The following is an 18,629-nucleotide window of genomic DNA, read 5'->3' as shown; positions in this document are numbered from 1 at the left end:
CGACGAAACGGCTCCCCAGGCAAGCACAGCCGGGCGCAGGGCGGAAGACACCGGACCGGCCGAGGTCCGACCGTGACTCACACCCGGTCGGCCGCGATCAGCAGGTACTGGAAGCTACCGTTCCGGTAGGCGGTCAGAAAAGTGTCCTCGATGCCCGTGACCAGGTGGTCCGCCTCCTTGCGCAGGTCCCAGTACGGGAGGGCCGCCTCCGTCAGATCCTCCACGTGGACGGGCACCAGCCGGTTCCTGGCCATGGCGCGAAAGTACTCCGAGCGCGGGTGGATGTCGCAGATGTAGTGGGTGAGACTGGAGGCCTGGGCCCGCCGGCTCGACCTGTTCCCGCACCCTGCCGGCCGCTCTCCGCTGATGATCCGGACCGTTGCGCGGACAGCGCGGAGCGCAATCCTCGTCGGCGAGCCGGAGACCGCCGCGCCTGCAGTGCCGGTCGGCGGGCACGTCGTCGCGGCCGTCAGGTCCACCCGTGGGAGAAGGCGGCGGACACGGTCGTGTACACCGCGTAACCCCTACCGCCCCGGCGACCCCGCACGCCTCGTTCTGTCCGCCGAACCGCTCCCGTCGCGCCGCAGATCTCGTCACGTTCTGTCGAAAGCCGCCCTCTTCTGTCCACTCCGAAACGGACCCGACCGTTCGACGCGCGGTCCGGCGAAGCGATGGCTAGCGTGAGGAAGCGGACAGCCGGAAACGGACCACCCACCGACTCGGAGAGGGCCGCAGCCATGGCCGTACAACCTGAGGGAACCCCCTGTTGGGCCGACGCGATGTTCAGGGACGTGGAGGGAGCCAAGAGCTTCTACGGCGACGTCCTGGGCTGGACCTTCGGCGAGGCGTCGTCGGAGTACGGCAACTACACGCAGGCCTACGCGGACGGCAAGGCCGTCGCCGCGGTCGTACCGCCGATGTCCGGCCAGGAGGGGCACTCGCAGTGGTGCCTGTACTTCGCGTCGCCGGACGCCGCCGCCACCGCCGGCAAGATCCGTGACAACGGCGGCGAGGTGGTGATGGAGCCGATGCAGGTGGGCGACTTCGGCACCATGTGCCTGGGCCGCGACCCCAGCGGCGTCGTCTTCGGCGTGTGGCAGGCCGGCGTCCACGAGGGCTTCGAGGCGCCGCCCGAGCAGCCCGGCGCGTTCTGCTGGGCCGAGGTCTTCACCCGTGAGCCGGAGAAGTCGGACGCGTTCTTCCCGGCCGTCTTCCCGTACACGGCCAAGCAGATGCAGGACGAAGCGGTCGACTTCCGCATGTTCGACGTCGAGGGCAACACGGTCCTCGGCCGTATGAAGATGACGGACGAGTTCCCGCCCGAGGTGCCGCCGTACATCAACGTCTACTTCACCGTCGACGACTGCGACGACGCCGTCGCCCGCGCGACCAAGCTCGGCGGCGTCCTCCGCTTCGGCCCCATGGACACCCCCTTCGGCCGCTTCGCCGCCCTCAGCGACCCGCAGGGCGCGAGCTTCTCGGTGATCGACGTCACGACCACCTCGGGAGAGATGCCGCAGGTCACGGACCTGTCCTGAGCACCGTCCGAACGCCCCGCGCGGCCATGGCATGATCGGGCGCATGGGTGAACGTGTGGTGGCCGCGTGCGACGGGGCTTCGAAGGGAAACCCGGGACCGGCGGGCTGGGCCTGGGTGGTCGCGGACGAGTCGGAGACTCCCTCCCGCTGGGAGGCGGGGCCGCTCGGCAAGGCCACCAACAACGTCGCCGAACTGACCGCGCTGGAACGCCTGCTGGCGTCGACCGACCCGGACGTACCGCTCGAGATCCGGATGGACTCGCAGTACGCCATGAAGGCGGTCACCACCTGGCTGCCCGGCTGGAAGCGCAACGGCTGGAAGACCTCCGGCGGCAAGCCGGTCGCCAACCAGGACCTGGTCGTACGCATCGACGAACTGCTCGACGGCCGCTCGGTCGAGTTCCGCTACGTGCCCGCCCACCAGGTCGACGGCGACCGGCTCAACGACTTCGCCGACCGCGCCGCCAGCCAGGCGGCCATCGTGCAGGAGCCCGCGGGCAGCGGTCTCGGTTCGCCGGAGCCGCCGCCCGCACCGGACGCACCGGTGGCCCGCGGCCCGCGCAAGCGGCCCGGCGGGCCCAAGGCGTCCGGCAAGAGCGGCGGCTCCGCACGGACCATCAAGGCGAAGTTCCCCGGCCGCTGCGTCTGCGGACGCCCGTACGCGGCCGGGGAACCCATCGCCAAGAACGATCAGGGCTGGGGCCATCCGGAGTGCCGTACGGCTGCCGCCGGATAGCGCGGGGCGGCTGTCACACGACGACGGCTGTCACACGACGACACCGCGCCATTCCCCGGTCTCCTGGCCGCGCTCCTCGATGAACTTCTTGAAGCGCTCGAGGTCACCCTTGGTCTGCCGCTTCACGAACCCGAGCTTGTCACCGACCTTCTCGGTGACCTTGTCCGGATGGAAGTCCATCTGCAGCATCACCTTGGTGTGCTGGTCGTCGAGCCGGTGGAAGGTGACCACGCCGGCCTGCTCGGCCTCGCCGGCGACCGTGGTCCAGGCGACCCGCTCGTCCGGGATCTGTTCCGTGATCTCCGCGTCGAACTCCCGGTGGACGCCGTTCACATTGGTCACCCAGTGGGTGAGCGTGTCCGTGCGCTGCTCGATGCGCTCCACCCCGCTCATGAACTCGGGGAAGGTCTCGAACTGCGTCCACTGGTTGTAGGCCGTGTGCACGGGGACGCCGACCTCGATGGATTCTTCGACCTGCGACACAGGTCATCGCCTCCTTCGTCTCGTCGGGTTGTCCGGCGCGAGTACCCGTGACCTGCGGAGCCAACCCCGGACCGGCGGCCGTCAGTCGGTGTCGAAGGTGTAGTGGGCGGTGTGGTCCAGCAGGTCGGCGGGACGCGTGTCGTGCCAGGGCTTCATGGTCTCGTCGAGGTCGACCACCTCCGGCGTCCCGGCGGCCGGGGCGTATCCGGAGCCGGGATGCCGGCGCTGTGCGGACGGTCATGTGCGGGTCTCCCAACGAACGGGCGGATCAGGTCAGTTGGCGGGGAAGGGGAGCAGCGCGGCGCCCTGCAGTTCGTCCACCGCGGCATGGGCGCCGGCACGCGGGATGGTCACCGGGTCGTAATGGCTGACGACGCTGATCCAGCTGCCGTCGGCGTTGCGCATCACGTGCAGCTCCACGCCGTCGACGAAAACGGCGTGTCCGGTGCCGTGTCCGGTGCCGTGGTGGTGACCGCCCCCGGCGGCCGGCCGGCCCTGTATCCGGCGGCCCTTGTAGACCTCGAAGAAGGGTGCGGGGAGTCGCGACGGCTGAGTTCGGGCATGCGGGACCTCCTGGGGTGTGTTCGGTCGGTGACCCGGCATGCCTATCGGCCCGGGCGAGAGGGGGAGAAATCCCCGGCGGCCGGTTGGCTCCGGTCCGGACAATTACCAAAATGTCGTACAAAGTTGAATGAAGTTGATTTTGCCGTGGAGAGGGCTCGCGGCGCCCCGGAAGGGGCAATTCCTTCTCGTGGATGCGGTGTTTCCGGTGGTCCTTCGCGGACCGGTGTGCCCCCTGTGGGCTGTCTCACCTGCGGAAGGTGACGCGATCAGGAAGGCCTCAGGAGTAGACCCTCGAGGCTGCTACCCTGCGTTGCCAATCGACCGCCATGGGTAACCACTAGGGGTGTGCGTGAAGGTCGCCTGCGTCGGCGGCGGGCCCGCCGGCCTGTATCTCTCGATCCTGCTGAAACGACGGGACCCGTCCCACGACATCACCGTCCATGAACGCGACCCGGAGGGCTCGACCTACGGCTGGGGCGTGACGTACTGGCGCGGACTGCTGGACAGACTCCACGAGTACGACCCCGAGTCGGCCCGCGCCCTGGAGAAACACTCGGTCCGCTGGGCCGAGGGCGTCGCCCACGTGGGGGAGGCGGCGACCCGGCAGCAAGGCGACGAGGCCTTCGGCATCGGCCGTCACCGCCTGCTGGAGATCCTCGCCGCACGGGCCCGCTCACTCGGCGTACGGCTGGAGTTCGAGCACGGGATCACGGACGCGAACGTTCCCGCAGCCGACCTGGTCGTGGCCGCCGACGGCGTGCACAGCACCCTCCGTACCCGCCACGCGGACCACTTCGGCACGGAGATCAGGACCGGCCGCAACCGCTACATCTGGCTCGGCACCACCAAGGTCTTCGACGCCTTCACCTTCGCGTTCGTCGAGACCGACCACGGCTGGATCTGGTGCTACGGCTACGCCTTCGGCCCCGAGCGCAGCACGTGTGTCGTCGAGTGCGCACCGGAGACCTGGACCGGCCTCGGTCTGGACGAGGCGAACGAGCCCGACGGCCTGGCCCTCCTGGAGAAGCTCTTCGCCGACGTGCTGGACGGCCACCCCCTGATCGGGCGCACCTCGGCCCGGGCGGGCGCCCAGTGGCTGAACTTCCGTACCCTCACCAACCGCACCTGGCACCGCGACAACCTCGTCCTGCTCGGCGACGCGGCCCACACCACGCACTACTCCATCGGCGCCGGCACCACCCTCGCCCTGGAGGACGCCGCCGCCCTGGCCGACGCCCTCGGCGCGCACTCCACCCTCTCGCAGGCCCTCGCCCGCTTCGAGCGGGAACGCAAGGCGCAGCTCCTGTCCCTGCAGAGCGCGGCCCGCTACAGCGCCCAGTGGTACGAGAACCTGCCGCGCTACATCCACCTCCCCCCGGACCGGATGTTCGCCCTGCTCGGCCAGCGCCACTCGCCCCTGCTGCCCCACGTCCCGCCCCAGCTGTACTACCGGATCGACCGCGCTGCCGGGCGGCTGGAGGCGTTGCGCAGGTTCAAGCGCTGGCTCGGACCGAAGGTGGCGCGGACCGTGCAGGCGCGGACCCTGGCGTCCCGCGAGTAGCTCCGCCGGCGAGCCTCATCGGAACAACCGGTCGAGGAAGCCGTTCCCGAAGACGCGGTGCGGGTCGAGCCGGTCGAGTGTGCCGGCCGCCTGCCCCCACACGCTCTCGCCGAAGGAGGCGGGCACCACCGTCCCCAGCACCTCCTCGTCGCTCCACACGGCCTCGTCCGTGTACGCCCACCCCTTGGACCACTCGACCCGGGTGAGGGCATGCCCGCCGTCGTAGGTGTCCAGCAGGAACCGCTCGATCTCGCGCAGGAACATCTCCGCGTACGGCGTCCCGGGCAGTGTCAGCACATCCAGCCACACGGCCGTGTCCCACTCGGGGTGCTCCTCGCTCGGCCGCAGCGCCGACAGCAGCGGGGTGCGGGCCTGGTCCACTGCGACGTCGCCCGGCTCGTCGAGGCCGGTCACCCGGATCTCGACGGTGCCGTTGACCGGGAACCGGCCCCGGGCCGCGTACGCCGTGAGCCGCTCCCGGTAGTAGGACGTGAACTCGGCGACGACTCGCTGCACGTGGTCCCGTGTCGTGAGCACCGCGTACCCGTTCGCGGTCACCCGGAGGGTGGTGGGCTTGAGGTACAGCAGCGTGTTCTTGGAGGGTCCCCAGATGTCGGCGGACAGCGTGGTCACGAGTCCGAGCGCCGCCGCGTCGTACTGGGCGTTGCCGAGCACCGGGGCCAGATACCAGGCCGCGTCCGACACCATCCGCCCGGCCAGGTCCGCCACCAGGGTCGGGACGTTGTCGGAGAACGGGTAGTTGTACGGCGACGTCACGCGGCGCGAGGTGAGCGGCCGGGTGGGGGAGACGCTCCACACCTTCAGCCAGGGGAACTCGGTGAAGGCGAACCAGATCGCCTCGACCCGCCCGGCCTCCTCCAGGAAGCTCGCGAAGGTCCGACCGTCCTCGCCGGGCGCCGCGAACAGCTCGCCCGCCGGGATGTCCACCCGGCTCACACACCGCAGGTTGGTGTTCGCGCCCACCCGCAGCACCACCTCGACGACCAGGGCCCGCCCGAGATGAGTGAGGAGCGTGGCACAGTCCGCCTCGTCCCGGCGGAACGTCCGCAGCACGTAGGCGCCGCCGTCCTCGTCCCACACCACCGCCGTCAGCGCCAGCACCAGATTGCTCAGCGAGCCGTACGTGTGCCCGGGCAGCCGCCGCTCGCCCTTTGCCGGTACGGCGGTGCCGTGCGCGTCGACGGCCAGGGCGCCGCCCAGGGTGAGGTCGCCGGGCGCGGGCGCGGCCGTGACGCCGAGGCCGTGGTCCTCGAGGTAGGTGAGCAGCGACTCCAGCGTGACGCCCGTGCCGGAGCGGACGGAGGAGTCGGACTCCAGGGCCAGACCGGTGAAGTGGGAGGCGGTGTCGACGAGGAGGACCGGCGCATCCGACGCCGTTCCCTCCGTGACGGTCAGCGGCGACCAGCCGTGCGAGGAACCCCGGGCCCGCACCGTCCAGCCGTGCCGCCAGGCCCAGTTGACGACGGCGACCGCCTGCTCGCCGTCCTGAGGGGCACAGGCCCAGAGCCCGTCGGCGGTGATCTCGCCGACCCAGTTCCGGTACGCCGAGCGGTACAGGGCGACGCCCGCCGGGAAGTCCGGCACTTCCTCGGCGGCGGCCGCCGGATCGGCGGCCACCAGGACGGGTACGGCGGCCAGGGCGGCGGCGGAGCTGAGGAAGCCCCGGCGGCTCCAGGACGAGTCTTCCGACGGGCGGTTGCTTACTGAACGATCAGTCACGGGCTCACGCTAGGGGCCCGTTGACACGTGCATGCCTTCCCGGTCGTCCAATCACTCGTGTGGGTGAACGACGTCCAGGTCACCGGCCGGAGCAGCCGGTTCCGCGCGGGGTGACGGCGGGTGACAGACTGACGCCATGGACGAGCGCACATTCGATAGGTCGCAGCAGCACGCATCCGTCGTCGGTCTCGGCACCTGGCAGCTGGGTGCCGACTGGGGAGACGTCGACGACAAGGAAGCCCTGACGGTGCTGGAGGCGGCGGCCGAGTCGGGGGTCACCTTCTTCGACACGGCCGACGTGTACGGCGACGGGCGCAGCGAGCAGACCATCGCCACCTTCCTCGGCAGCCGGCCCGACCTGCACGTGCTGGTCGCGACGAAGATGGGCCGCCGCGTCGACCAGATCCCGGAGAACTACGTCCTGGACAACTTCCGGGCATGGAACGACCGTTCCCGACGCAACCTCGGCGTCGACCGCCTCGACCTGGTCCAGCTGCACTGCCCGCCCACGCCCGTGTACTCCACGGACGAGGTCTTCGACGCCCTCGACACCCTCGTCGAGGAGGAGCGCGTCGCCGCCTACGGCGTCAGCGTGGAGACCTGCCAGGAGGCGCTGACCGCGATCGCCCGGCCGGGCGTGGCGAGCGTCCAGATCATCCTGAACCCGTTCCGCATGAAGCCCCTGAACGAGGTCCTGCCGGCGGCCCGGGAGGCCGGCGTCGGCATCATCGCCCGCGTCCCGCTCGCCTCGGGCCTGCTGTCCGGCAAGTACACCAAGGACACCGTCTTCCCTGAGAACGACCACCGCACCTACAACCGGCACGGCGAGTCCTTCGACCAGGGCGAGACCTTCTCCGGCGTGGACTACACGACCGGCGTCGAGGCCGCCGCCGAGTTCGCCGCGCTCGCGCCCGAGGGCTGCACCCCGGCCCAGCTGGCGCTGCGCTGGATCGTCCAGCAGCCGGGGGTGACCACCGTGATCCCCGGCGCCCGCTCGCCCGAGCAGGCCCGCGCCAACGCGGCCGCCGCCAAGCTGCCGGAACTGTCCGAGGCCACGCTCGCCGCGATCCGCGAGCTGTACGACCGGCGGATCAAGGACCAGGTGGAGACCCGCTGGTAGCTCAGGGCGTGAGCAGCAGCTGGCGTTCCTGCTCCTGGTCGCCGGACGCGGTTCCCTGGTCGTGCGCGGAAAAGGCGTGGGCCAGGGTTTCGCTCGCCTTGTCGACGGCCTCCGGCGTGCCCTGCACGGTGACCGTGACCGGCGTGGACAGCCGGCCGACGCTCCCCTGAGGATGCCCGGCCCCACCGACGGCGAACGTGGCCGTGTGAACGGTGGCGTTCTCGTCGGTCGGCAGCCGGTCGGGGGAGCCGAAGGCGGGCTCCAGGGCCCGTACGACCTGCTGCGCGTCGGTGGCGCTGCCGCCGGACAGTGTGACGGTGAGTTCGGTGCGGGGCGTGGTCAACGGGACTCCTCGGGTGCTGGATGTCATCGGGCGGGGCGTGACGGCCGTGGCCGTCACGCCGTTCGCCTCGGGCTCCGTGTAACCGCCCGGTGATCGTCGAAACAGCCGCCCCTCAGATGCGCCCGCCGGTCAGCCGGGTGACCGGCCCGTATGTGTGGCGCTCGGCCCGGCGGCCCGCCGCGAAGGACGCGGCGCCCAGCGCGGTCAGGCCCGCCCCGACGCCCGCGGCGACGAGCTTGCGGTGGCTGAGCACCGTCCACGCCGTCTTCGCGCCGGCCGCGACCTGGCCCGAGGCCGAGACGACCGCCTGCCGGCCCGCCTCGACGCTCTTGGCCGCCGTGTGCGCGGCCGCGCTCGTGGCGTCGGCCGCCCGCTGCGCACCTGCCTTGGCGGTCGACGCCGCCTCGTCGGTCTTCGTGGCTGCCGCCCGCGCCGTCTGTGAGGCCGGGGCCGTCGCCTTGTCCGCGCTCTGCCGCGCCTTGGAGGCGGCGGTCCTGGCGGCTGCTGAGTTCTTGCTCGTGTCCTTGTCCGATTCCGTCATGGGATCCGGATTGCCGTTCGACGGGTCCGCAAACACGTTCCGTCACGGCCGTTTCCTCCGCTGCCACGACCGGTCAGAAACGCGCGAAACAGGGAACCCGGTGCACAGGAACGAAGCGGGGCCGGTGCACAGGAACGAAGCGGGGCAGGAACGAAGCGGTTCGATCGGCCAGGGAGGAAGCTTGTCGGCCACCGGAAGCACAGCGGACACGACCAACACCGGGCGCCACGAGACCGAACTGGAGAGAGCCGACCGGAAGTGGGCGGAACTCATCCAGGAGGTCAGGGTCGCCCAGACGGGCGTGCAGATCCTGTTCGGATTCCTGCTCACCGTCGTGTTCACCCCCAGGTACGTGGACCTGTCGGACACGGACAAGACCATCTACATCGTCACGGTCGTCCTGGGCGCCGCCGCCACCGGTGCGCTGATCGGACCGGTGTCCCTGCACCGTCTGGTGGTCGGGCGCAGGGTCAAACCGCAGACCGTCGAATGGGCCGCCCGGCTGACCTTCGTCGGCCTGATCCTGCTGCTCGCCACCCTGACCGCGGCCCTGCTGCTGATCCTGCGCGTCGCGACCCACGACGGGTACGTGCCCTGGCTGGTCGCGGGCGTGGTCGTCTGGTACGTGCTGTGCTGGTTCCTGGTACCGCTGCTGGTGCGGTTCCGTCATACGACGAAGTGACGGCGCCCGGTGCGGGTGCCCCGGTCAGCTCCCGGCGATGACCTCCTGCAGGAAGTCGTCGATCCGCACTTCCTCCCGCCCCGGCGCCACGACCTCGCGGGTCTCCCGCAGAAAGGTCGCGAGCGCCGGAGCCCACGCGTAGACCACGGCGCACTGGCGGCCTCCGTCGGGACGGGCATCGCCGAGGAACTCCAGGCGCAGTTCCTCCCAGACCCCGGTCGAGACCGGCCGCATGCGCACGTCGCCCACGCCGACCGGGCGGCCCAGACCGTCCGTGAGCATCTCGCGGTCCAGCCGCCACCGCGCCAGCACACGGCCGTCATGGCTGAACACCACGGTGACGGCGAACGGGTCCGCCGCGTCATAGCTCAGGTGGGCGAGCACCGGAAAGCGGTCCGAGGCGCCGGCCTGGAGCTGCACGACGAGGGTCTTGTGCACGAAGGAGTTCACGAGAGGGCCTCCGGAAGGAACAGTCGTAGAGCCCTCTAGTACCCCCGTCGCGCACAAGATGCTCAGCCCTACGGGTGAATCCCACGCGCTCCGCGCAGCTCCGTGATGCACAGGGCGATGGCGTTCTGGAGTTCCTCCAGGCGCTGGACCATGTCGTCCTCGTAGAACTCCTGGGCGTCGTCGAACGTGAGCTCCTCGAACACCTTCGTGGCCTTCTGCAGGCTGCTGTAGAACTTCGTCCGCCGTTCCAGGACGCGCAGTTCGGGGTCGGCCTCCACGGCATCGGCGACGAGCGACTTCATGGTGTCGTAGGCCTCGGTCGCCCACTCGCCGGTGTCCTCGTCCTCCTCCAGCTCGTCGAGGAGCGACAGGTGCCGCTCGGCCTCCTGGCGGAGGTCGACGGGCGCGTCGATCGTCTGCCCGGCGGGCGTCCTGACCTGACCGGACTCGGCGATCTGGCGCACGTATCCGATCCGGTCGGCCGCCCGGCTCTCGGTGGCGACGGCCTTCTTCAGGTCGTCGGTGCGGACGACGTCACGCGCCAACTCGGCCTGGAGCTCCGGGTCCTCCCTCAGCCGGTCCAGGAGCGCGCTGCGGGCCGCGCGGGCGGTGGAGGGGTCGGCGAGGATCGCCGCGCGCAGCGCGGTCGGGTTCTCGGCGACCTCCAGCGCCTTGGTCGGCCGGATGCCCTCGGCCTCGGCGGCCTCCGTGATGGCGGTGCCGCGCTCGGAGGTGGCGCTGGAGCGGGAGACGTAGTAGCCGAGCCACAGGTCGGCGTCCGGCAGCTCCACCTCCTGGCCGGGCGCGAGCGCCTCGAAGTGGGGGACGAGACCGTCGTCGGCGGCCCGGTCCCAGGCCTTGTAGTAGCGCATGACACGCTCGGGCGAACAGCCGGCCAGTTCGGCGAACTCCTTCGCCGACACCTTCGGCGTCTCGTCCGCGCTCTGGCCGCCGGGCCGCACGCTGCGCGCCACCATCAGACCGAAGGCCCATCCGCCGGTTCGCGCGTAGACGCCGAACTCGCGCGCGTCCCGCGCCACGAGGTCGGACAGGGGCACGGGGGACGTCTCGGACGGAACGATCGCAAGGGTCACGGGTGATTCTCCTGGGCAGGCTGGTCGGACCGCACACGGTGCAGGTCAGAAGCCTATGTGGCACCCGCGGGTGCCGCCGGGGCGGCCCGGGCTCGCTCAGGCGAACGCGTCGCGCAGCTCCGGCAGCAGGGCCTTGCCCGCCCAGTCGAGATACTCGGGCTGCGACTCCCCGCCGATCTGCACCAGGGCGATCTCGGTGAAACCGGCCTCCGCGTACGGCCGTACCGCCTCGACGAAGTCCTCCGGGTCGTCGCCGCACGGGATCGAGGCGGCGACGTCGTCGGGGGTGACGAACTGCGTGGCCGACTCGAACGAATCCGGGTGCGGCAGCTCGGAGTTGACCTTCCAGCCGTTGCCGAACCAGCGGAACTGGGCGTGGGCGCGCTTGACCGCCGCGTCCCGGTCCGGGTCGTAGCAGACCGGCAGCTGGCCCACGCGCGGCTTGCCCGCGCCGCCGTGCCGGTCGAAGGCATCGAGGAGCCCCGCCTTGGGCTCGGTGGCGATGACCAGGTCGGCCAGCCGGCCCGCGAGGGCGCAGGACTGCTCGCCGGAGACGGCGATGCCGATCGGCGGCGGCTGGTCGGGAAGGTCCCACAGCCGGGCCGACTCGACGTCGAAGTGCGTCCCGTGGTGGTTCACATGGCCGCCCCTGAAGAGCGCGCGGATGATCTCGACCGCCTCCTCGAGCATCTCGTGCCGCGTGTCGACGGACGGCCAGCCGCCGCCCACCACATGCTCGTTGAGGTTCTCGCCCGAGCCGAGCCCCAGCCGGAACCGGCCCTCAGACAGCAACTGCATCGTCGCCGCCTTCTGCGCCACGACCGCCGGGTGGTAGCGGACGGTGGGACAGGTGACGTACGTCATCAGCGGAATGCGCGAGGTCGCCTGGGCCGCGGCGCCCAGCACACTCCATGCGTACGGCGAGTGCCCCTGGGTGCGCAACCACGGAAAGTAGTGGTCCGAGGTCACCGAGAAGTCGTAGCCCGCCTCCTCGGCCCGGACCACATGGTCGACGAGCTCACGGGGGCCGGCCTGTTCGGTCATCATCGTGTATCCGATTTGCACCATAAGGCCTGAGTCCCCGGTGAGCGGCAGGGAAAACAGGCCGACCGCCGCCTCTCGATCACGACGAGGGCTCGGGAGAGGATGCCCTCATGAGTACTGGCCGTGAGTCCCTTCGCCCGCTGCCCACGAGTACCCCGGCCGCCCAGGGCGTCGACGCGTCGGGTGTCCACGCCTTCCTCGACGCCCTCGAAGCCGCCCCGGGCATCGAGCCGCACGGCCTGATGATCCTGCGGCACGATCACGTGGTGGCGTCCGGCTGGTGGGCGCCGTACACCCCGGACCGCCTCCACCTCCTGTACTCCCTCAGCAAGAGCTTCACGGCGACGGCCGTGGGCTTCGCGGTCGCCGAGGGGCTCATAGGTCTGGACGATCCGGTCATCTCGTACTTCCCGGAGTTCGACGCCGACATCACCGATCCGCGCAGCCGCGCGATGCTCGTACGGCATGTGGCGTCCATGTCCAGCGGTCACCTCGACGAGACCTACGACCGGGCGCGCGCACTGGACCGGGACGAGTTGGTCCGGGGTTTCCTGCTGCTGCCGCCGGAGCGGGAACCGGGGACCGTGTTCGCCTACAACCAGCCCACCACCTACACGCTGTCCGCGATCATCGAACGTGTGACCGGTCAGTCGCTGACCGAGTACCTGCGGCCGCGGCTGCTGGATCCGCTGGGCATCGGCGAGGTGGCCTGGACGCGCGACCGGGCGGGCCGTGAGCTGGGCTTCAGCGGGCTGCACGCCACCACCGACGCGATCGCCCGGCTCGGCCAGCTCTACTTGCGGGACGGCGTGTGGGAGGGCGAGCGGCTGCTGCCCGAGGGGTGGGCGGCCGAGGCCACGCGCGTGCACACAGCGAACGACGACGGTACGCCCGAGGGCGCACGGTCCGACTGGCAGCAGGGCTACGGCTTCCAGTTCTGGCGGTCGCGGCACGGCTACCGGGGCGACGGGGCGTACGGGCAGTACTGCCTGGTGCTGCCCGAGTACGACGTGGTGGTCGCGATGACCTCGGCGAGCGAGGACATGCCGCAGATCCTGAACCTGGCCTGGGAGCATCTGCTGCCCGCCTTCGGGACCGAACCGCTGCCCGGCCGGCAGGCGACGGACGCGGCCCTGGCCGAACGGATGGCCCACCTGGCGCTGCCGACCCTCCCCGGCAAGCCGGCGCCGCCGGACCGGGCGGAGGCCTGGTCCGGCGCCGATTTCGCCCCGGACGACGTGGTGCGCGAGAGCCTGCCTGCGCTGACCGGAGCTCAGGTCTCGGTGGACGGGGACGGCTGGCGCCTGACGCTCGTCGAGGACGGCCACCGGCTGGAACTGCCGCTGGGACAGGGTGGTTGGACTGTCACCGAGGAGCCGCTTCCCGTCGCGGCGGGCGGGGGATGGACCGACGCGGACACCCTCGCAGTCGACCTGGCCTGCCTGGAGACACCGCACCATCTGGTGGTGACGTGCTCGCTCTCGGACCGTACCTTCACGGCACGATGGCGCCCGGAGCCGCTGAGCGGCGGGCGGCTCCGCTCGATGAAGGCTCCCCGACGGCCGTCAGTCTGAGGGCTGTCGGAACGTCTTGAGGAAGGTGTTCAGCGCCTCCCGGTTCGCGCTGTCGTTCCAGTCCGTGGCCGGGGTCGTCCAGCGCAGCGAGTAGCCGCGGCCTTCTCCGATGAGGAAGCCGCGGCCGAACGTGCGCACGCGGGTGCCGTCGACGTCGGCCAGCCACTCCATGTCGGCGGCCTCGCGCCCCTGGTACGTCGTCGCGCTGATCTCGCCGATCCGCCGGTAGTCGCCCGACGTCTTGAGCTCCGGCTCGACGTCGTCCCGCCAGACGGCGACGGCGTCCTCGCCCACGCGTTCGCTGTAGGTGACGGCGAGCGTGCGCGGGTCGCCCTTCGCGCCGAAGGTCACGCGGTACGCCAGGTCGGCCGCGCGCGTGGTGTCCAACGGCTTCCAGCCTTCTGGGAGGGCCACGGAGAAGCCCTCGGGGGAGCTGTAGACGCTGTATCCGGAAGGCAGCGCGTTGCCCGAGGGGGTTGCCGTCGGTGTCGGCTTGGGAGTCGGAGTCGGAGTCGGAGTTGGTGTGGGGGTGGGCGTCGGTGGTGTGGCTGTCGGCGTCGTCGGTGGTCGGGAGGCCTGTCCGTCGGTGCCGCCGCCGGGCGCGACGGCCGAGGCGGAGGGGGCCGGACTCGGCGGCGCGTCGCTCGCGGCGGTGCTGGTGCCCGGCAGTTGGCGCGTCACGGCCAGGACGGCGACGGCGACCGTGACGACGGCCAGGGCGGTTCCGGCGACCATGGTGCGCCTGCTCCACCCCGGGCCCGCCGTGTACATCCCGCGCAGCCGGGTTCGGGGCATCGGACTCACGGCCATGTCCGGGTCCTCATTCAGAACCCGGGTGAGCGCCTCGCGGACCACCGGGCGGGTCAGCCGCTCCTGGCAGTTCTTGCGCAGTAGCCCCTGCACGGTGCGGGTGAGCGGCCCCGCCCGCAACGGCGCCCGCAGCGGCAGCCGGTCCACGCCCTTCAGGGTGCTCTCGGGCCGGTCCCGGTCCCGGAAGGGCGGACGGCCCTCGACCATCGTGTAGAGGATCGCGCCCAGCGCCCACAGGTCCGCGGCCGGCCCGATGCGCTCGTCACGGGCCTGCTCGGGGGAGGCGTACGACGGCACCGTGACCCGGGGCGCGAGGGTCGCGCCGGCCAGGCCGAAGCCGGTGACGACGACCGTGCCCCCCTCCCGTACGAACACCTGGCCGGGGCTGAGTTCGCCGTGCGTGATGCCCTCGCCGTGCGCCGCCTCCAGCACGTCGAGCAACTCGAGACCGATGCGTGCCGCCCGTACGTAGTTGATCGAGCCCTGCCGGCCGATCACTTCGCCCAACGGGATGCCGTCGATGCACTCGGTGACGATCCACAGCGTGTCGGACTCCACCATGGCGTCGACGACCGGGGCGACCCGGCCGGGGCACAGCAGGGCCATGGTCTCCGACATACGGATGACCCGCGCGGTGGCCCGGCGCGTGCTCTCCCCGTCCGGGTCGGCCGGCAGCCCGATCTGGGTGAGCAGACAGGGGCGCTCGACCTGGATGTCCTCGCCGTACCAGCAGATACGGTTGGTCTCGCGGTGGAGGACCTCCAGGAGCCGGTACCTTCCGGCGACCAACTCGTGTGTGGAGACGTGCGCCTTGACCATGTCATCCCTCGCTGAACCCCTGGCTCTCACCTTTCACAGAGGTACGGCGCCCGCGGCGGGATGTGTTCAATGAATTCTCAACTGAACGGCGTCTCTTTTCATTTGTTCACCCGCTGTACGACAGCTCAGTAAGAACTGTCCGTCCGGCGATCGGAGTTGACCCGACTCAGCGCAGCCCGAACCGCTCGGACCAGTCCAGCACGTCGCCGGTCGTCGCGTTGCCCCCGCAGACCACGAGCCCCAGCCGGGCACCCTCACCGACCCGCTCCAGGACCCGCCGGGCCGCGGGAAGCAGGCACCCGGCAGCCGGTTCGGCCCACACCTTGGCGTGGTCGGCGAGTTCCAGCGAGCCTCGCACGGCCTCCCGGTCGGGGACCACCAGCACCTCGGTGACCAGGGCGGACACATGGTCGTACGTCAGCTGCGACACCGAGGGCGCGCTCAGCGTGGACACGATCGACGACAGCGGGACCGGCACCGGACCGCCCGCCGCCAGCGCCCGGGACATGGCCTCGGCGCCCTCGGTCTCCACGCCCCAGATCCGCAGGCCCGGACGGCGGGCCCGCAACGCGGCCGCGACACCGGCGATCAGCCCGCCGCCGCCGACACTCACCAGCACGTCGGTGAGGTCGTCGGAGTCCTCGGCGAACTCCAGCCCGACCGTGCCCTGTCCGGCGATCACCACGGGGTCGTCGAACGGGTGCACCAGCGTCAGCCCCTCGTCGCGCAGCCGGGTCACGAGTGAGAAGGCCCCGTCCATGTCGTCGGTCAGCTGCACCGACGCGCCCGCCTCCCGCACGATCTCGACGGAGCGGGCGGGCGCCGAACGCGGCATGACGACCGTCGCCTTCACGTCGAGGGCCGCCGCCATGACGGCGAGGGCGATCCCGTGGTTGCCGCCGCTGACCGCCACCACCCCGGCGGCTCGCTCGGCCCCGTTCAGCGCGAGCAGCCTGGCCGTCGCCCCGCGCGCCTTGAACGAGCCGGTGCGCTGGAGCAGTTCGAGCTTCGCGGTGACGGGGGCACCGAGCAGCGCGGACAGGCCGGGGCTCGGCACCGTCGGGGTGCGTACGACGTGTCCGGCGATCCGCTCGGCCGCGTTCTCGATGTCCGTGATCCCGATCAAGGCAGTCATCCTCCCGGCGCGGGGCGATGATCCACGCCGACTCGCACCCTGACGTGCGGGGCGGGCGCGGGTCAACCCGGTCTCAGAGGTCGCGCCGTACCAGGAAGCCCAGCAGCGACCGCAGGTCGCCGGCCGCTGGTGTCGCCGTCGCGCTCGCCCAGCTCGCAGCGATGTTCCCGGCGGCCTGAGGCGCAGATCACTGCATGGGGCCTCAGTGCTGCTGGGGTTTCTGGGGCGTGGCCTCGCTGGGCCGGACCACGACATATCCCTGGCCCTCGAGCATCAGCTGCACGGCCTCGCCGGAACCGCCGCGCAGCATCGACCCGATGGACTGCGAGCGGTGCAGCGAGGTCTTCAGGCCCGCCGTCCAGCCGACGACCGCGTCCGTGTCCACGTACACCGGGTACTGCGGCGAGACCGGAATGACCAGCGGAGTGCCGTCGCACACCAGGCCGAGCTTGCCGTGCCCGGTGAACACGCTGTTGAACAAACCACCACCGGTCATGCCGGCGCCTTTCACGGTGGCGATGCGGTACGACAACGAGGCGTCGAAACACAGGACGTTGCGGCCGTTGACGGTGAACTCGTCGCCGGGGTCGATCTCGACGACGAAGCAGCTCTGCGCCTCGTGCGCGAACCACGCCTCGCCCTGCCCGCGCACCGCCATGAGGGGGAGCCCCTCACCGGTGACCGCGCGCTTGAGCATGCCACCCACGCCCTGGCCCTTGCGCTCGAACTGGAGATTGCCGCGGTAGGCGACCATCGCCCCCTGGCGGGCGAGCATCTCGCCGTGCACCGCGTACCTGATGCACTTGGAGTTCTCGACCGTCATGCCCGGCGCTGTGGCCGGCTGCACCATGTGCTCGCTTGAAAACAGGTCACCCTTCATGCAGGCATCCTGGCCCGGAGGGACGCCTTCCGCCAAGATCGCGGACGGGGCGTTTCTTCGGGGACGGCTGGGGACGGCTGGGGGCGCCTGCCTCAGGCGCCGAACAGCTGTGTCCAGTACGTGCCCGCGGGGCCGCCGCCCGCGAAGCCGACCCCTATGTGGGTGAAGCCGGGCTTGAGGATGTTGGCACGGTGACCGGGGCTGTTCATCCAGCCCTCCACGACGTCGACGGGGGAACGCTGGCCGCAGGCGATGTTCTCGCCGATCGAGCGCCGGGTGGAACCCGCCGCGGCGGCCCGGTCCCAGGGCTGGGTGCCTTCGGGCGAGGTGTGGGAGTAGAACGCGCGGGCCGCCATGTCCGTGCTGTAGGCCTGCGCGGCGGCGGTCAGCGGCGGGTCCGGCGCGAGGGGCGGCAGCCCGGCCCGGGCGCGCTCACGGTTGGTGAGCTCGACGACATCGGCCTGCGCGCGCGCCAGTTCGGCCGGAGTGAGGGGCCTGGCCCACAGCGCGGTCCAGAACGTGTCACCGGAGCGGCTGTCGGTGACGTACCCCAGACCGGTGTGGGTGAACGCCCGGTTGTGCAGGGTGCGCCGCGGCTGTTCGGTGCGCAGGCAGTACGCGACGAACTCGGCCGGCGTGCGCGGGCCGGAGACCAGGTGCTCGCCGACGGTGACATACGCGTATCCGGCGGCGGTGACGCGCTGGTGGACGGAGACCCCGTCCGCGCCCTCGACGCCGAGCCGCCCCGCCGAGGCCATGGCGGACGCGTGGGCGCGTGCCGCGGCGGCCAGGCGGGCATCGAGGGCGACCGGCGGTGCACCGACCGCGGCCCGGGCGGAGTTGACGAGGCCGAGGAAGCCGTCGGGGTCGGGTGCCGACACGATCTGGCGTGCCGTCCGTGGCGGCAGCGACGGTACGGACGGCAGTGGCGGCCGGGCTGTCGGCAAGGAGGCGGGCGGCGTCGGGCGGGTCGTCGGCGCTGGTGGGGCGTCGGCGACGTCCACTCCGAAGTCGCGGGCCAGGCCCGCCAGGCCGTCGGTGTATCCCTGCCCCAGCGCCCGCAGCTTCCAGCCGTCGCCGCGTCGGTAGATCTCCGCGAGCAGCAGGACGGTCTCCTGGCTCGGGCGTGACGGGACGAACCGGGCGAGGGGACGGCCGCTCGCGTTGGTGACGTGGAGGGTGGGGGCGGGCAGCCGGCCCAGGGGAGTGGCGGGATCGGCGGGGCTGACGACCACCGTGAGGCGGGTGGCGCCGGCGCGCAGCCGCGACGGGTCGACGATCAGGGTGTCGCCGTGCAGGCGGGCGCCCTGAGTGGCCGGCTGGTTGTAGAAGACGAAGTCGTCGTCGCCCCCGACCTTGCCGTCGTCGTCCGTGATGAGCGCGGACACGTCGAACGGGCCGGGGACCCGGACGGTGACGGCACCGCCCGGGAGGGGCAGATTGCCCCCGGGGACCAACTCGCTCATCGTGCCGCCCTGCTGTCGTCGCTCGGGACCCCTGGGGGTCGTCCGGACA

18 protein-coding genes and 2 pseudogenes are annotated in these 18,629 nt (G+C 71.4%); 6 read left to right on the top strand and 14 right to left on the bottom strand.

The window, feature by feature from the left end; translation table 11 throughout:
• Positions 1 to 77: 77 nt before the first annotated feature.
• Positions 78 to 302 (bottom strand): annotated as a pseudogene (locus QFZ76_RS05500) (SAM-dependent methyltransferase); the annotation flags it as partial.
• Positions 303 to 737: 435 nt separating this feature from the next.
• Here QFZ76_RS05500 and QFZ76_RS05495 point away from each other — a divergent pair.
• Positions 738 to 1,538: a VOC family protein gene (locus QFZ76_RS05495; RefSeq protein ID WP_307672628.1), complete on the top strand. Its 801-nt coding sequence runs from the start codon at positions 738 to 740 to the stop codon at positions 1,536 to 1,538.
• A 31-nt stretch (positions 1,539 to 1,569) separates the two neighbouring features.
• Complete coding sequence (locus tag QFZ76_RS05490) at positions 1,570 to 2,274, top strand: ribonuclease H (protein WP_307672627.1); 705 nt, start codon at positions 1,570 to 1,572, stop codon at positions 2,272 to 2,274.
• A 30-nt stretch (positions 2,275 to 2,304) separates the two neighbouring features.
• Here QFZ76_RS05490 and QFZ76_RS05485 read toward each other — a convergent pair whose 3' ends face one another.
• From QFZ76_RS05485 to QFZ76_RS05475, 3 genes and pseudogenes are all read right to left on the bottom strand, one after another.
• Positions 2,305 to 2,757 carry an SRPBCC family protein gene (locus QFZ76_RS05485; RefSeq protein WP_307672626.1) on the bottom strand — a complete coding sequence of 151 codons (453 nt, stop codon included), beginning with the start codon at positions 2,755 to 2,757 and terminating at the stop codon, positions 2,305 to 2,307.
• Between the two features lie 81 nt (positions 2,758 to 2,838).
• A pseudogene (locus QFZ76_RS05480) lies at positions 2,839 to 2,985 on the bottom strand (tyrosinase family protein); the annotation flags it as partial.
• 45 nt (positions 2,986 to 3,030) lie between these two features.
• Entirely contained in the window at positions 3,031 to 3,360 is a 330-nt protein-coding gene (locus QFZ76_RS05475) for a tyrosinase cofactor (RefSeq protein WP_307672625.1), read from the bottom strand.
• 304 nt (positions 3,361 to 3,664) lie between these two features.
• Here QFZ76_RS05475 and QFZ76_RS05470 point away from each other — a divergent pair, with 304 nt between their 5' ends.
• Positions 3,665 to 4,882: an FAD-dependent monooxygenase gene (locus QFZ76_RS05470; RefSeq protein ID WP_307672624.1), complete on the top strand. Its 1,218-nt coding sequence runs from the start codon at positions 3,665 to 3,667 to the stop codon at positions 4,880 to 4,882.
• A 15-nt stretch (positions 4,883 to 4,897) separates the two neighbouring features.
• On the opposite strand, the gene QFZ76_RS05465 is transcribed toward QFZ76_RS05470, so the two are convergent.
• Positions 4,898 to 6,622 (bottom strand): cholesterol oxidase substrate-binding domain-containing protein, encoded by a 1,725-nt coding sequence (locus tag QFZ76_RS05465; RefSeq protein ID WP_307672623.1) that lies wholly within the window; start codon positions 6,620 to 6,622, stop codon positions 4,898 to 4,900.
• A gap of 136 nt (positions 6,623 to 6,758) precedes the next feature.
• Between QFZ76_RS05465 and QFZ76_RS05460 the strand changes: the two genes are divergently transcribed.
• Complete coding sequence (locus QFZ76_RS05460) at positions 6,759 to 7,742, top strand: aldo/keto reductase (RefSeq protein ID WP_307672622.1); 984 nt, start codon at positions 6,759 to 6,761, stop codon at positions 7,740 to 7,742.
• Between the two features lies 1 nt (position 7,743).
• On the opposite strand, the gene QFZ76_RS05455 is transcribed toward QFZ76_RS05460, so the two are convergent.
• A complete protein-coding gene (locus tag QFZ76_RS05455; RefSeq protein WP_307672621.1) occupies positions 7,744 to 8,085 on the bottom strand; it encodes a hypothetical protein in 342 nt (113 codons plus the stop codon).
• Positions 8,086 to 8,197: 112 nt separating this feature from the next.
• Entirely contained in the window at positions 8,198 to 8,626 is a 429-nt protein-coding gene (locus tag QFZ76_RS05450; protein ID WP_307672620.1) for a hypothetical protein, read from the bottom strand.
• Between the two features lie 181 nt (positions 8,627 to 8,807).
• On the opposite strand from QFZ76_RS05450, the gene QFZ76_RS05445 reads away from it, so the two are divergent.
• Positions 8,808 to 9,308: a DUF6328 family protein gene (locus QFZ76_RS05445; RefSeq protein ID WP_307672619.1), complete on the top strand. Its 501-nt coding sequence runs from the start codon at positions 8,808 to 8,810 to the stop codon at positions 9,306 to 9,308.
• Positions 9,309 to 9,332: 24 nt separating this feature from the next.
• Here QFZ76_RS05445 and QFZ76_RS05440 read toward each other — a convergent pair whose 3' ends face one another.
• The 3 genes from QFZ76_RS05440 to QFZ76_RS05430 all read right to left on the bottom strand — a co-directional run bounded on the left by QFZ76_RS05440 (position 9,333) and on the right by QFZ76_RS05430 (position 11,920).
• Positions 9,333 to 9,758, bottom strand: a complete 426-nt coding sequence (locus QFZ76_RS05440) for an SsgA family sporulation/cell division regulator (protein ID WP_307672618.1) — start codon at positions 9,756 to 9,758, stop codon at positions 9,333 to 9,335.
• Positions 9,759 to 9,826: 68 nt separating this feature from the next.
• On the bottom strand, positions 9,827 to 10,852 hold the full coding sequence (locus tag QFZ76_RS05435) for a hypothetical protein (RefSeq protein WP_307672617.1): 1,026 nt from the start codon (positions 10,850 to 10,852) through the stop codon (positions 9,827 to 9,829).
• Between the two features lie 96 nt (positions 10,853 to 10,948).
• Entirely contained in the window at positions 10,949 to 11,920 is a 972-nt protein-coding gene (locus tag QFZ76_RS05430) for an LLM class F420-dependent oxidoreductase (protein ID WP_307672616.1), read from the bottom strand.
• 86 nt (positions 11,921 to 12,006) lie between these two features.
• Here QFZ76_RS05430 and QFZ76_RS05425 point away from each other — a divergent pair, with 86 nt between their 5' ends.
• Complete coding sequence (locus QFZ76_RS05425) at positions 12,007 to 13,470, top strand: serine hydrolase (protein WP_307672615.1); 1,464 nt, start codon at positions 12,007 to 12,009, stop codon at positions 13,468 to 13,470.
• On the opposite strand, the gene QFZ76_RS05420 is transcribed toward QFZ76_RS05425, so the two are convergent.
• The 4 genes from QFZ76_RS05420 to QFZ76_RS05405 all read right to left on the bottom strand — a co-directional run bounded on the left by QFZ76_RS05420 (position 13,462) and on the right by QFZ76_RS05405 (position 18,580).
• On the bottom strand, positions 13,462 to 15,099 hold the full coding sequence (locus QFZ76_RS05420; protein ID WP_307672614.1) for a serine/threonine-protein kinase: 1,638 nt from the start codon (positions 15,097 to 15,099) through the stop codon (positions 13,462 to 13,464). The genes QFZ76_RS05425 and QFZ76_RS05420 overlap by 9 nt on opposite strands.
• Positions 15,100 to 15,265: 166 nt before the next feature.
• A complete protein-coding gene (locus tag QFZ76_RS05415) occupies positions 15,266 to 16,225 on the bottom strand; it encodes a threonine/serine dehydratase (RefSeq protein ID WP_307672613.1) in 960 nt (319 codons plus the stop codon).
• Positions 16,226 to 16,436: 211 nt separating this feature from the next.
• Positions 16,437 to 17,114, bottom strand: coding sequence for an AIM24 family protein (locus tag QFZ76_RS05410; RefSeq protein ID WP_307672612.1), 678 nt, complete (start codon positions 17,112 to 17,114; stop codon positions 16,437 to 16,439).
• 92 nt (positions 17,115 to 17,206) lie between these two features.
• The gene (locus QFZ76_RS05405; protein ID WP_307672611.1) at positions 17,207 to 18,580 is read right to left on the bottom strand and encodes a CAP domain-containing protein; all 1,374 of its coding nucleotides are present in this window, start codon (positions 18,578 to 18,580) and stop codon (positions 17,207 to 17,209) included.
• Between the last annotated feature and the right edge of the window lie 49 nt (positions 18,581 to 18,629).

The organism is Streptomyces sp. V4I2 (assembly GCF_030817655.1).
In the GTDB taxonomy this organism is placed as follows: Bacteria; Actinomycetota; Actinomycetes; order Streptomycetales; family Streptomycetaceae; genus Streptomyces; species Streptomyces plumbiresistens.
This window is presented reverse-complemented; position numbering and strand designations above follow the sequence as displayed.